This is a genomic window from Caballeronia sp. SBC1 (assembly GCF_011493005.1).
Lineage (GTDB): Bacteria > Pseudomonadota > Gammaproteobacteria > Burkholderiales > Burkholderiaceae > Caballeronia.
The window spans coordinates 221,937-235,639 of record NZ_CP049158.1; the positions used below are offsets into that span (position 1 = coordinate 221,937).

Below are 13,703 nucleotides of genomic sequence, written 5' to 3' on the forward strand. Positions count from 1 at the left end.
ATGGTGTTCCATCGGTCGTCTTTTCCAGTTCGTCCTGCTATGGCGTGGATGCGGGAAAACGCGATCGCGCTCAACCAGGCAAAAAACCAACCGCAAGAACGGCTACGGCAGACGAGCCTCAGACAGTCTCTTCAAAGCACCAGTTCCGGGGTGACGAGTGCGGTGCGTATCAACATCAGCCATCAGGCGATACGCCGTTCTGTGCGGCGCCAGGGGTCGCTCAGAGGACACAGCACATAGCGTGCCGCGCCTCTCCAAGTTTCCCGGCGTATGTCGGAGCCTGAGCGTAGCCAATGCTTCGCGACCAGCATGCGGGTTCAGGTCAGACGACATCGGCTCGCGGCGCACTGCAATCCAGTGCGCCGCGAGCGGCCAACCGTGTAACCGTACCATCGAAAAGGGTGGCGTGGAGCGTCAGGCGCTGCGTGCGACGAATTGTGCCTGCTCTGCTTGGCGACGCTCGGCCTCGGCAACCGCCATGACCGGCACGCGGCGTGCGCGCAACGGTGCTTTCGCAGGACGTGCGTCGGTGAGACCCGCGTATAGCTCGACATATTTCGCTACCGCATGGTTCCATCCGTAATCACGTGCCATCGCGTTGCGTTGAAGCGTTCGCCATTGTTGCGGACGCATGAAAGCGTCGATGGCGCGCGCGGCGGCGGCAATCACGTCCTCTACACCGTCGCCGTCGAAGAGGAAGCCGGTCGCCGGGCGCGAGGACGTTGCGCCCTCGAAGCCGCCGAGGGGCGATGCCTGGAAACCGGTTTGATGCCCGGCCGCTTCGGCTGCATCCACGATCGTGTCAGCCAGCCCGCCCACGCGCGACGCCACGGGCAACGTGCCATAACGCATGGCGTAGATTTGCGTGAGGCCGCACGGCTCGAAGCGGCTGCCGTGCAGCAGGATGTCGGCACCGGCATGCAGCACGTGCGCGCGGCGCTCGTCGTAACCTATAAAGACACCCACCCGATCCGGCCAGGTCTGCGCCAGCCGCTGGAACGCGGCTTCTATATGTGCTTCGCCCTTGCCGAGCACGGCAATCTGCAAACGCGGATAGCGTTCCAGCAGCGCGGGAATGGCGTCCACGGCAACATCGGCCATTTTCTGCGATGTCATCCGGCTGCCGAGCGCCATCACCGGCGCGAAAGGATCCACCGGAAGGCCGAATATTTGCTGGAGTTCGCGCTTGCAGGCGTGCTTGCCGCGCATATCGTCGAAACAATAATGCCGGGCAATCTGCGGATCGGTCTTTGGGTTCCAGGTATCCAGATCGATACCGTTGATGATGCCCGACAGCTTGCCGGCGCAACTTTGCAGCACGCCCTCCATCAGGTGGCCGAAGCGCGGCGTGAGTATTTCGCGAGCATACGTTTCGCTGACGGTGGCAACGTGATCGGCATGGACAATGCCGGCTTTCATCAGACTCAACGCACCATAAAATTCGATGCTCGCAGGTTCGGTCAACGCGGGCACCAGCCACTTGGCGGGCACACCGAGCGCTGCACCAAGCGAGAGCGAATAGTTGCCCTGGAACGCCAGATTGTGGATCGTGAAAACGCTTTTTGCGTGCACGCCGGCTTGCTTCATCAAAAGCGGCGTGAGTCCCGAATGCCAGTCGTGCGCGTGCACGATGTCCGGCTTCTTGAATCCTCGAACCCCTTGGGCAATCTTCACTGCCGCCGCCGATAGCGACGCGAAACGAATCGCATTGTCTTCGTAGTCGCGTCCTTTCGCGTCCTGATAGAGGCCTTCGCGTGCGTACAAATGATCCATGCGCAGCAGGATCACGGGCACGCCGGTGTCCGGCATGCGACCTCGATACAGCGCGCCATCTCCGCCGGGAAGCCCCGTCACTGAAGCCACCTTCTGTAATCCTTCAACCATCTGCAGCGCTTTCGGATAGGCCGGCATGAGGATCACGGCATCGACCCCGGTCTCACGCAACGCAACGGCGTACGCGCTGACCATGTCACCCAGTCCGCCGGTTTTGGCTAGCGGGACAGCCTCGGAAGCGACAAGCAAGACGTTCAAGGACAAAGCTGACTCCTGGCATTTGATGGATGAAAAGCGATGGAATGCGCTCGGGCAGAAGAATCTGCGGCGCATGCGTCCGGTGCTTTTATCGGAGGGAAGAGGGGATGCGGGATAGCTAGAGCAAGGCGTGTGCCATGTTCTTAGGAATCTGCTGAAACCGGGGGAAAGCGATAGGCTTTGATCAGCGCCGAGGTCGACGTCAGGCAGATATGAGGAGCCGTGTAAAAAAGCACGCGTTGCAGGCGGCGTTTTTACACGGGTTGTTCGGGAATGGTTATACGAAAGTCGGGGTTGTCAGTGCGCTGATCCGCCGAACTGCAAGAATTGTCAGCTATCCAGACTAATTATTTAAGCCGGAAATTACGCCCGAAAAAAGCCAGGCGTAACGGCAATATTTGCTTCTCAAGACTGTTCAAGGTCAAAGCAAGCTGGCTGCCGTGTTGACACATAATCCGATCACCGCGGCATTAAAGAAGAACGACAGAACGGATTGCGCGAGCGCTGCTCGCCGGACTTCGTTGGAGCAGAGTACGACATCCGAAGTCTGCGACGCCACCGCGATCGTGAATGAGAAATAGAGGAAGTCCCAATAGTCCGGTTTGAGATGGGCATCCGGGAATCTTAGCGATGTCTCGTTGCCCTCTGACTGATAGTAGTGGCGTGCGTAATGCAGCGTGAAGATGGTCGGGATGAGGAACCACGCGCCCAGCATGGTGAAGGCGGTCAGCAGATAGTGGAACAGCTCGCCGCGCAAGCCGAGGTTCTTGGCTGCGGCCAGCTCGAACACAATGGCGATAAGACTCGCAATGGCGGCCAGGCTGATGATCAGCAGCACCATGCCCGCGTTTTCGTCCTCGCGCTCGGCGAGCTTCTGCACTTTGTCCTGATGCGCACGCGCCATCTGAATCCAGATAAGCACGAGATACAGCCATACGGTACTGTCCCATCCAATGAGACCGCGCACGATCGGCGTGAAGCCATGTGGAACCAAAAGCGCCACGATCACACCAACGACGAGGGCAATCACCGCCCGCGGGCGATAGCGAAGTACTTGGGGAACGAGATTCATTTTTTATAGTGGTCTGGTTATGGCGTTAAGCTGGCACGGCACGGTATCGTGCAAGCCATCGGAAGATGCCGGTGCTGCAGGTACCTCAAGTGCCGCGATTATTGCCCGTGTGCCTTTCAATTGCCAGCGGTCGAAAGTCGAATCCATTGGGTTTGGTTTCGAGGCTAGTGGAGGCTAGTGGGGCTAGTTATTAACGGCTTCATCGTGCATGCTTCGGCCAAACGCAAGGCGCGCTTTAAAAACTATTCGAGGGATATCGACAGGTGCAAGCGATCATCGCCTCTCCGAACAACGCGAATTGGGACATCACCATATGACACCACTCGACCACCCCATGGCGCGCGCACAGTCGGCCACTCGCCGGCGTTTTGTTCTTGGCGCGTGTGCGTCGGCAGTCGCGCTCGCGTTCACCTCTGCGGGTTTCGGTTTCCCAACATTCTTCACCCAGGCTTTCGCCGATACCCCGCCCGCGGGTCTCGATGGTTTCCTGCTGCTCTCGCGCAAACTGACCGGCCGCACGGCCTTTGATCCTGCGCTTGCGCAGCGTGTGTATGAAGCGCTGTCGAAGTCGGACAGCGAGTTTGCCGGCAACGTGAGCGCGCTGAACGTGTGGCTCGCGGCGCATGGCGGCGTGCCGTCAGATACGGTGACGCAGGCGCTCAAGGCGGACACGCCCAAGCTCGCCGGCACGGTCACCGCGATCATGCGGGCGTGGTATCTCGGTCTTGTCGGCGATGCGCCGCGCGTGAGCGTAGTCGCCTACGAGCGCGCGCTCATGTTCGATCCCGTCAACGACGTGCTGACCATTCCGTCGTATTGCCGCGACGTGCCGTTCTACTGGACGCAGAAGCCGCCTGGCGCGGCTTGAATCAACGCATCGAACGCACTAAGAACGCATCACGAACTGCATCAAGCCGGCGCGCTGCCTGATAGCACCTGAGAGCATCTGACAGCACAATTGTTAGCACGCTCGACAGCGCGACCGAAGCAAATAAAAACCTACCCTCACAGGACAACAACAAATGGCAAATTCGAATTCGGCCGATGTGGTGGTCGTCGGATCGGGGGTCGCGGGCGGACTCGTCGCGCATCAGCTCGCGACCGCGGGTGCATCCGTGATCCTGCTCGAAGCCGGGCCGCGTATTCCGCGCTGGCAGATCGTCGAGAACTTTCGAAACTCGCCGGCGAAAGACGACTTCGCTACACCGTATCCGTCGACGCCTTACGCACCGCATCCCGAGTATTCGCCCGAGAACAACTATCTGATCCAGAAGGGCGAGTACCCGTACGCGTCGCAATACTTGCGGCTTGTTGGGGGGACCACCTGGCACTGGGCCGCTGCTGCGTGGCGCTTGCTGCCAGCCGATTTCAAGCTGAAGACACTCTATGGCGTAGGTCGCGACTGGCCGATCCCGTATGAGATCCTCGAGCCCTGGTACTTCGCCGCGGAAGTGCAGCTTGGCGTGTCGGGTCCGGGCAATAATGTCGATCTGGGTTCGCCGCGCTCCAAGCCGTATCCAATGGATATGCTGCCGCTGTCCTACATGGACCAGCGTTTCTCCGATGTCCTCAACGCGCAGTCTTTTCACGTGGTACCGGAACCGGTCGCGCGCAATAGCCGCCCTTACGATGCCCGTCCAACCTGCTGCGGCAATAACAACTGCATGCCGATCTGTCCGATCGCCGCCATGTACAACGGCATCACGCATGCGGAGAAAGCCGAGCGTGCGGGCGCGAAGCTGATCGCGCAAGCGGTCGTCTACAAGATCGAAAGCGATGATAAAGGCCTGATCACCGCCGTCCATTACAAGGACCCGAACGGCAACAGCACGCGTGTCACGGGCAAGCTCTTCGTGCTTGCCGCTAACGGTATCGAAACGCCGAAGCTGATGTTGCAATCGGTGTCCGACAGATTCAAGAGCGGCATTGGCAACAGTTCGGACCAGGTCGGCCGCAACCTGATGGACCATCCCGGAACCGGGGTGACCTTCCTCGCGAATGAACCTGTGTGGCCGGGACGCGGGCCGATGGAGATGACCTCGGTCGTGAACTTCCGCGACGGCGCGTTCCGCTCGGAATACGCGGCGAAGAAGCTGCATTTATCGAATGGCGTGCCTACCATGTCGGTCACGGCGGCCCTGATCGCCAAGGGCGTGACCGGTGCGGAACTCGACCGGCAGATCCGCGACCGTGCTGCGCGCACGATGAGCATCAACAGTTTCCACGAGCATCTGGCCGAGCCGCAGAACCGTGTGATTCCATCGTCGGATCACAAGGATTCACTCGGCATCCCGCAGCCCGAGATCTATTACTCGATCAACGACTACGTGAAGAAAAGCGCGGTCGACACGCGCGCGCAGTATGCGCGGATCGCGGAATTGTTCGGCGGCACGGAGATCGCCTTCGACGATAAATTCGCTCCGAACAACCACATCATGGGAACGACCATCATGGGCGCGGACCCGAAGGATTCCGTCGTCGATTCCGAATGCCGCACGCATGACCACGCGAACCTTTTCATTGCCGGCAGTGCGGTGATGCCGACGGCGGCATCGGTGAATTGCACGCTGACGTTGTCCGCGTTGTCGCTGCGTCTCGCCGACAAGCTGAAGAAAGAACTTTGATTGCGCGCCGACGGAGATCCACGATGAAGAACCCCAAACCTCGCGACGCGAAGACCTCCCATAAGAAGCGCCTGGGCGGTGCGCTCGCCGTTCTTGCGCTCGCCATCACCGGCACGAGTTTCCACACGCTGATTCGGTCGGCGCATGCGCAGACTGCCGCGACTGCGCCCATGGTCGTGCAGCGTGACACGCTGGCCGGCGCGGATCTGATCAAGCGCGGTGAGTACCTTGCACGCGCCGGTGACTGCGTGGCATGCCATACCGCCGACAAAGGCCGCCCGTTCGCTGGCGGTCTGCCGATCACCACGCCGTTCGGGACCATCTATACGCCGAATATCACGAGCGATCCAGATACCGGCATTGGCCGCTGGAGCGACGCTGACTTCCTGCGCGCGATGCATGAAGGGATTGGCAAGAGCGGTGAGCGTTTGTATCCGGCTTTCCCTTACGCCGAATACACGAAGGTCACGGACTCGGACGTGCTCGCGATCCGCGCGTATTTGAATACGCTTACGCCGATCCACTACACGCCGCCGCGCAATGAGCTGTCGTTTCCGTTCAACCAGCGCTGGCTGATGGTGTTCTGGAACATGTTCAATTTCAAGGAAGGCCGATTCGTGCCCGACCCGCAGCAGAGCGCGGAATGGAATCGCGGCGCTTATCTGGTTGGCGGTCTCGCGCATTGCGAGGAATGCCATACGCCTCGTAACGTGACGCAGGGCCTGAAGACGAGTGAGCGCTTCAGCGGCGCCGAGCTGTCCGGCTGGCACGCGTTCAACATCACGCCTGACAAGAACGCTGGCATTGGCGGATGGACCGACGACCAGTTGGCGCAATATCTCGCGACCGGCGTGGCGCATGGCCAGGCGAATGCGGCCGGCCCGATGGCGGATGTGGTGCAGGACAGCACGCAGTACATGACGCCTGAGGATCTCCGTTCCATAGTGGCGTATTTGCGCTCGGTGCCGGCGCAGAGCGGTGGCGACATCCATCCGCGTGATTCCTTCGGCAAGCCGACCAACGCCGACGTCACCGCGATGCGCGGCACGGCGATCAGCGGAGTGAACGGTGCACAGTTGTTTATTGCGAACTGTGCGACGTGCCATAGCTGGACGGGCGAGGGGCGGGGCGGCAACGCGGCGGGGGCGTATCCTTCGCTGATACATAACAGTGTGGTCGGGGCGTCGGCAGCTAATAATCTGACCATGGTCATGCTGCACGGCGTGAACCGTCAGACGAAAGACGCCACGGCGTTCATGCCCGCATTCGCGAATGAACTCAGCAATGAACAGATCGCCGCCATCAGCAATTATGTGACGAAGACGTTTGGCAATCCGCAATCGACGACATCCGCCGACCAGGTCGCCAAACTTCGTTCAACACCGCAATAAATACGGTGTTCTTCGATTTAGCGCGGCAATTATTGCCGTGCTAAACCGGTCGTATTGCGCATTGATGGTGGCCGTTCCAGAATGTGGGTGGTTAGTTTGTTGGAAAGCGAGTTGGCGCGCATAACTGTGCGTTTTGTAAGATTAAGATTGTTGCCATGACTGCTTCTACCTACCCTGTCGTTTGCTGGCATCCAGCGAACAAAGTTGGCCGTGACCTTGTGGTTGGCGATTTGCACGGCTGCGTCGACGCACTGCGTTATTTGCTTAGCGAAATTGCTTTCGATGGTTCGCGTGATCGCCTGTTTTCCGTGGGCGATCTGGTCGATCGCGGGAGCGATTCGCTGGCGGCTATCGACCTGCTCGATAAACCCTGGTTTTACCCTGTGCTTGGCAATCACGAAGACGCGTTGTGCGCCGTTGCGGCGGGCAAGATGCCACGCCACATGTGGTATTCGATTGGCGGGTCGTGGGCGTCAAACCTGACGGATGAGCAACTGAAGGCGATTGCTGCGAAGCTGGCGAGTGTTCCGTTGGTGCGAATTGTCGGCGATGGTCCGACGCGCTTCAACGTGCTGCATGCGGAGTTTTTTGGCAGCGACGCTGATCTGGAAGTCGCGTATTTCCCCGACGAAGTCCGCCAGCAGATGTTGTGGGGCAGGTCGCTTGCGCTCGGGACGGGGAAGGCTGCGTGGCAGCGGGGGTTATCGCCAACGTATTGCGGGCACACGCCCATGAAGGCGATCAAGCAGATCGGGTCGCAGATTTTTATCGACACAGGCGCTTATACCGACGACGGGCGGCTCACTATTGTCGAGGCCGGCACCGATCAGCGCTGGTCGGTCAAGCAGGGTTGGGCGAGTGCGGAAGGGGCGCGGGAGTTGGCCTTACCGTAGGGCTTTCGTTGGCACTCGGGGGTGGGGTTTGGGTGTGGGTTGCAAGGTTTCTGCGTTAGCGGTCGGGGTCAGTGCCGGGTTGCCGGGTTCCTGGGTTAGCGGTCGGGGTCAGTGCCGGGTTGCTGCTTTCAGGGCCTTCGCGGGTTATATGTTGGCTATTTTCTTTATCACTATTAGCCACTGTGCGTGGCGGCACGTCATTTCTTTGTCCAAAGCGACAAAGAAACGAAGCAAAGAAAACGCTTTCAAAACGCGCTACCCTAAGTGTCCACAGCGTGCAGTTTCTATTCATAGGTGCCCCAAAAGCACGGTGCTCGCCAGAGCCACGGATGTGTGAACCCCTCTTTCTCCGAACACGGATACCCACACGCTTCGCCACCAGTGACTGAACCTGCCCAAGGAGCACCCCGCGCTATCCGCGGACAACCTCCTTTCGAATTTTTACGCATGACGAACCACATCGCCAACCCGCCTCGAAATAGGGCCGTAAGGTGTGTCAGGCCGTACCCCAAAAAAACAACCGTGCTCGCCATGCCGCTAACCCGCCAAGACATGGAGCAGCAAATACGCGTGATGCCGTGCGGGTTCCTTGGCAAGGGTGCTTGCCCGAGAGCGTTGGGGGCGAAGCGTGTTCGTGTCAGGATTCGCGAGAAGGAGGGGTTCAAACATCCGTGGCTCTGGCGAGCACCGTGCTTTTGGGGCACCCATGAATGGGAACTGCACGCTGTGGACACTTAGGGTAGCGCGTTTTGAAAGCGCTTTCTTTGCTTCGTTTCTTTGTCGCTTTGGACAAAGAAATGACGCGCCGCCACGCGCAGTGGCTAATAGTGATAAAGAGAATATCCGACTCACGCGGACCGCTAAGGCCGAAAGCAGCAACCCGGCATTGACTCCGACCGCCAACGCAGGAACCTGGCAACCCGGCATAGACCCCGACCACCAACGCCGGAACCAGCACCCCGACCCCGACCGCCCGCTAACTCTCGAACCCCTACAACTGACCCCAATCCCCAAACCGAGTGCGAACGAAAAACCCTGTGGTATGGCCATTGCTTGAGTCTCGTCTAATTGAGCGAGACCTAAGCGAGGCGCGCAGTGACATCCCCCCTGGAGCAACAACCGCAGAGCGAGATCAAGGGCTGCCCGGAAGACCTGCCCCCGGGTTTGCGCTACGTCGATGATTCCCGCCCCGGCTACACGCGCGAGTGGAAAAACGGCACCTTCGTCTATTTCAACACCCAGGGCAACCCGCTCTCCGACGACGCCGACATCAAACGCATCAACGCGCTCGCTATCCCACCCGCTTACACGAACGTCTGGATCTGCCCCGACTCACGCGGCCACTTGCAAGCCACCGGCCGCGATGCGCGGGGGCGCAAACAATATCGATATCACCCGCATTGGCGCGAAACCCGCGACGCCACCAAGTACGAACGAATGCTGGCATTCAGCGCTGTATTACCGAAACTTCGCGCACGCGTAACCCGGGATCTCGAACTCGAAGGCATGCCCCGCGACAAAGTCCTGGCCACAGTAGTCAGGCTCCTCGACACCACGCTGATTCGCGTAGGCAGCGAAGAATACGCACGCGAAAATAAGTCGTACGGACTCACCACCCTGCGCAAGAAACACTTGAGCGTCAAATCCGGCACGCTACGCTTTCAGTTCCGCGGCAAAAGCGGCATCGAGCACGATGTCTCGGTGAACGACGCGCGCATTGCCGGGATCATAAAACGCTGCATGGACCTGCCCGGTCATGACCTGTTCCAGTACCTCGACACGAACGGCGAACGCCACACCGTCAGCTCCTCCGATATCAACGACTACCTCCACGACATCACCGGCGCCGACTTCACGGCAAAGGACTACCGGACATGGGCCGGCAGCGTGTTCGCCCTGGCGGCGCTGCGCAAGCTGGCGTGGGAAACCGTGACCGAAGCACGCAAGCATGTGGTCGGCACGATCAAGGAAGTATCCAAGATATTGCGCAATACACCGGCAGTGTGCCGAAAATGCTATGTCCATCCAGCGGTGATCGCAGCGTTCGAAGCCGGCGAGCTCGCCGACGAATTGCCACCCTCCCGCCGATCCGGCCTGAAAACCGACGAAGCAATGCTCGCCATTTTTCTGGAAAAGGACGCAAAGCGCCGCGCTCGTGAAGCAGCACGAGGCCGCAAGATCCAGGCGAATGGCGCGGATCCTCGGCTCACCCGGTTGCTCGCCAAGTCCAGTCAAAAAGCGAAAGCGGCGGCACTCAAGAACTCATCGAAAGACGTCAGGATGGAGGCGCTGGCGGCGGTGTCGAAAACCGCTGCACCGAAAGCCGCATCGACGGCCGCACGCCCTGCAACCAAAAAGATCGCGCGTGTACGGTCGTCGACGGCTGTCGCTATCGGCTAGCTGCTTTTATCCGACCTTGCTCATTTCGAAGACGTTGGTCACGGTCTCACCGTTCCACTCGTATTCCAGATAAGCAGCGTGACGACAATCGCGCAGCAAAGTAGTGCGGAAAGCGGCGAGGCATTCGCCGCCCTGATCCCGCACCGATGGATACACAATTCCAGGTGCACTGGCTTCCCGCGCTGCCCGTCCCAGCGCCTGCCCCGCGACATAACTGGATGGCGAAAGAATCGCCGGATCGAGCGCGGCTTGTTCCAGTCGGCCCTCGCATAGATCGATGACATCGCCTTTTGCCAAGACCGTGTAGAGGCGCATCTGCTGGCGCAAGGGGGCTTGTTTCGTGTCCGCAAGAAACAGCGCCGAGTGATAACGCGTTTCCTCAATCGCCGTACGCCGGTCGCGCGCACAATAAAATACGCCGTAGCTGCCATCGGAGAAACGGCTGCCGTTCGGGTTCAGATGGGTGAAGGCCGCCATGATCGGGCCGTAACCGGCCCCGAACTGGCGCTCGGCGAGCGGCACCAGATCCAGGTCGCCCACTTCGGTGCGCAAGCGGTCATTGGTCATTGCCTCGAGCGCGTAGAGGGCATCGAAATCCTGAGGCGACGCAACGCGGTCGAACAGGTTCACGGCAGGAAAACGCGTAGGAATCACCCGATAGGCCGGCGACCAGTTGAGGTCGATATGCGGCCAGTCAGCATGCCAGTCGTTTTCAGCTTGCGGCAGATTGGATAGATCGCTCACGCCCAACCGCCCCGCATCGCATCGAGATATTGGCGAACCGCCACGAGATCGCTCACGTTGCCCGCGAGCATGCGGTCAAGCGCGCGCCGTCCACCAAATGGCGGCGCGGTATTCGCGCGCTTGATCCAGCCATCCGCGGCTTCGGCTTGCGGCAACAGGATCTGCAACGCCTTATAAATGCCGAGAATCAGCGAAAGCCGCTCAAGCGTGTCGCGCCCGAGACGCGCCGTTTGCGGCGTGGCTTTCCACTTGAAGAACGTGGACCGCCCGGGAGAACCTAGCAGGACAATCTGCTCATCGGCGGACAGGGCCCAATCGCGCGCGATATTGAAAAACGCACGCAAGCCCGCCGCGGACATGTCCGCAATAGAAGGCTGTGGCGCAGGAATGGGACGTGGGACACGTTGAACGCGCGACATGAGAAAGTCTCGTTAAGAACTTGATTCATATATTAGTCCATTTGTGGACTATATCAAGTTTTAACTGCAATCCGGCACCGCGTCCAGGTCTGTGTCCGTTCGCAGCGGGGCGCAAAGCGCCGCTGCTGGTGTTCAGCCAGATATGGGAAGCGTCATTCCTGGACGGTCCCGTCGGAATCCGTGGGACCGTAGCGCCGCCCTGACACATGCGCGCGCAATACTTCTGCAATCTCCGACGTTGTGAACTCTGCCGGCACGACGCTCAATTGACTGCATGGATCGCTTTTGCGTGCCCATTCGACCATTCGATACGGCTTGCCCCACGGCCTTTCCACAGCCTCGGAAAGCCGGCACTCGTGCAGCGGCAGGGAGTGGTCGGTTTTCATCGTGGACTTGATGTTCTGAAACGATGCGCTGGCGGCCATGACGTGTCCTCGCGGTGAAAGCCCTGATTTAAAAGCCGCCCTTGATGGCGGCGATAAAAGCTCGCGTTTGTAATGTGCCTTCAGACAATTAAGTGCAACTTAAAACCAGACGGGTTTACGTGCACACTGCGCATTGCCGCACGAATGCTTTTCCGTCGCGCGGCAATACTGTATATTCATACAGGTGAGTGCTTTGCATGGACAAGAAACATGAACAGTCATTCTTCTGCTGAAGCCGCTGCGCTCGCGCGATACGTGCAGGCTACTCGCGCGGTATCGGCTGCTTTTGACGCTACGCGCAGTGAACCGGAACTGGACGCGGAAGGCCGCACAGTCGCGTTGGCGCTGCAACGGCTGGACAGCGCGTTGCTTGAACTCGACACCTCGCAGCGCTCGCTCGACGCTATACTCTCGCGCGCTGGCGGACACTGAACACTCTGGAGCACTTGTTGTGAGATCTGCTTTATCCACACTCTCTTCTAACGTCGTAGTCGCGGTTCTGGCCGGATTCATGGGTTTGGGCTCGCTTGCAGCGGTAGCGGCTGAGCGATACGTCGAAGTCTGGAATCCGCCCGAAGCGCAGATGCATAAATCGAAGGCCAAACCGCGCGGCGTGCAGTCGGCGCAGGTCAAGAAAAAGCGCAAGAGCGGGCCGGCCGTCAAGCAAGTCGCCGATAAAACCAATGTAGCGCCGCCGGCACTCACGTCTTCCCCGGCGAATCCGGGACACGTGAAAACGGCGCCCAAAGGAACGGACTCAACGCCGCGCCTGCCGCCGCTGATCGGGCCGGACGGACGTGTCTTGCGCGTGTGACCTTGCGAGTTCAGGCGTTGATCCAGCGCGGCGTACACCGTTCTAAAAAGCAGACCGCACGACTCCGCCGTCCACCCGCAGCGCAGCGCCGTTCGTGGCCGCCGACGCTTCCGAGCACACATACACCACCATATTTGCTACTTCTTCCGTCGTGGCAAAACGCTTGAGCAGCGAACTCGGCCGCGCCGTTTCGAAGAAGCCTTTCTCGAACTCGGCGAACGACTTGTTGCCCATGCCCTTCGCGGCCATTTCGTCGAGACCGTCGGAATGCGTCGGACCCGGCAGTACCGCATTTACCGTCACGCCCGTACCCGCGCAATACTCGGCAAGCCCGCGCGACAACCCCAATTGCGCCGTTTTCGTGACGCCGTAGTGAATCATCTCGACGGGAATCTGAACGCCGCTCTCGCTGCTGATGAACACCACACGGCCCCAGTTCTTCGCTTTCATCGTCGGCAGATACGCACGCGCCAGCCGTACGCCTGACATCACGTTGGTATCGAAGAAACGCAACCATTCGTCATCCGGAATTTCCTCGAACGGCTTCAGATCGAAGATGCCCAGGTTGTTCACCAGCACGTCGACCGCCGGATAACGCGCAACCAGCGCATCGATCTGGCTGGCATCGGAGAGATCGCCGGCGAAACCCTCCGCGTTCGCGCCGGGCACTTGAGCACGTAGCTTTTCCAGGGCTTCATCGACAGATGACTGCTTGCGCCCGTTCACGATCACGCGCGCACCTTCGCGCGCCAATCCGGTGGCAATGGCGAGGCCAATGCCTTTCGTTGATCCCGAGACGAGCGCGAGTTTGCCTTCCAGGTGGAGGTCCATGAAATGTGTACTCCTTGATTAGCGGATATCGAAGAGCAGTCTGTGGCCAATGAAAACCG

General features: G+C 59.7%; 13 protein-coding genes. 7 read left to right on the forward strand and 6 right to left on the reverse strand.

Annotated elements, in window-relative coordinates:
• Positions 1-414 precede the first annotated feature (414 nt).
• Positions 415-2,037, reverse strand: coding sequence for a glycogen synthase GlgA (gene glgA / locus SBC1_RS27845; protein ID WP_165102292.1), 1,623 nt, complete (start codon positions 2,035-2,037; stop codon positions 415-417).
• Between the two features lie 415 nt (positions 2,038-2,452).
• Positions 2,453-3,103, reverse strand: a complete 651-nt coding sequence (locus SBC1_RS27850) for a DUF1345 domain-containing protein (protein WP_165102295.1) — start codon at positions 3,101-3,103, stop codon at positions 2,453-2,455.
• A gap of 313 nt (positions 3,104-3,416) precedes the next feature.
• On the opposite strand from SBC1_RS27850, the gene SBC1_RS27855 reads away from it, so the two are divergent.
• The 5 genes from SBC1_RS27855 (at position 3,417) to SBC1_RS27875 (ending at position 10,411) form a co-directional block, all read left to right on the forward strand.
• On the forward strand, positions 3,417-3,971 hold the full coding sequence (locus SBC1_RS27855) for a sugar dehydrogenase complex small subunit (RefSeq protein ID WP_165102298.1): 555 nt from the start codon (positions 3,417-3,419) through the stop codon (positions 3,969-3,971).
• A gap of 154 nt (positions 3,972-4,125) precedes the next feature.
• Complete coding sequence (locus tag SBC1_RS27860) at positions 4,126-5,727, forward strand: GMC family oxidoreductase (RefSeq protein WP_165102301.1); 1,602 nt, start codon at positions 4,126-4,128, stop codon at positions 5,725-5,727.
• A gap of 23 nt (positions 5,728-5,750) precedes the next feature.
• Positions 5,751-7,118 carry a cytochrome c gene (locus SBC1_RS27865; RefSeq protein WP_165102304.1) on the forward strand — a complete coding sequence of 456 codons (1,368 nt, stop codon included), beginning with the start codon at positions 5,751-5,753 and terminating at the stop codon, positions 7,116-7,118.
• Between the two features lie 155 nt (positions 7,119-7,273).
• Positions 7,274-8,011: a metallophosphoesterase gene (locus SBC1_RS27870; protein WP_165102307.1), complete on the forward strand. Its 738-nt coding sequence runs from the start codon at positions 7,274-7,276 to the stop codon at positions 8,009-8,011.
• A 1,095-nt stretch (positions 8,012-9,106) separates the two neighbouring features.
• Positions 9,107-10,411: a DNA topoisomerase IB gene (locus tag SBC1_RS27875; protein WP_165102310.1), complete on the forward strand. Its 1,305-nt coding sequence runs from the start codon at positions 9,107-9,109 to the stop codon at positions 10,409-10,411.
• Between the two features lie 6 nt (positions 10,412-10,417).
• Here the strand turns inward: SBC1_RS27875 and SBC1_RS27880 are convergent, their stop codons facing one another.
• The 3 genes from SBC1_RS27880 to SBC1_RS27890 all read right to left on the reverse strand — a co-directional run bounded on the left by SBC1_RS27880 (position 10,418) and on the right by SBC1_RS27890 (position 11,999).
• Positions 10,418-11,137 (reverse strand): RES family NAD+ phosphorylase, encoded by a 720-nt coding sequence (locus SBC1_RS27880; protein WP_370469707.1) that lies wholly within the window; start codon positions 11,135-11,137, stop codon positions 10,418-10,420.
• A 14-nt stretch (positions 11,138-11,151) separates the two neighbouring features.
• Entirely contained in the window at positions 11,152-11,574 is a 423-nt protein-coding gene (locus SBC1_RS27885) for an MbcA/ParS/Xre antitoxin family protein (protein ID WP_165102313.1), read from the reverse strand.
• Between the two features lie 152 nt (positions 11,575-11,726).
• The gene (locus SBC1_RS27890) at positions 11,727-11,999 is read right to left on the reverse strand and encodes a DUF2866 domain-containing protein (protein ID WP_165102316.1); all 273 of its coding nucleotides are present in this window, start codon (positions 11,997-11,999) and stop codon (positions 11,727-11,729) included.
• Positions 12,000-12,209: 210 nt separating this feature from the next.
• Between SBC1_RS27890 and SBC1_RS27895 the strand changes: the two genes are divergently transcribed.
• Both SBC1_RS27895 and SBC1_RS27900 read left to right on the forward strand, forming a co-directional pair.
• Complete coding sequence (locus SBC1_RS27895) at positions 12,210-12,431, forward strand: hypothetical protein (RefSeq protein WP_089160385.1); 222 nt, start codon at positions 12,210-12,212, stop codon at positions 12,429-12,431.
• Positions 12,432-12,450: 19 nt separating this feature from the next.
• Positions 12,451-12,813 (forward strand): hypothetical protein, encoded by a 363-nt coding sequence (locus tag SBC1_RS27900; protein ID WP_165102319.1) that lies wholly within the window; start codon positions 12,451-12,453, stop codon positions 12,811-12,813.
• 42 nt (positions 12,814-12,855) lie between these two features.
• Here the strand turns inward: SBC1_RS27900 and SBC1_RS27905 are convergent, their stop codons facing one another.
• On the reverse strand, positions 12,856-13,644 hold the full coding sequence (locus SBC1_RS27905; RefSeq protein WP_165989087.1) for an SDR family NAD(P)-dependent oxidoreductase: 789 nt from the start codon (positions 13,642-13,644) through the stop codon (positions 12,856-12,858).
• Positions 13,645-13,703 lie beyond the last annotated feature (59 nt).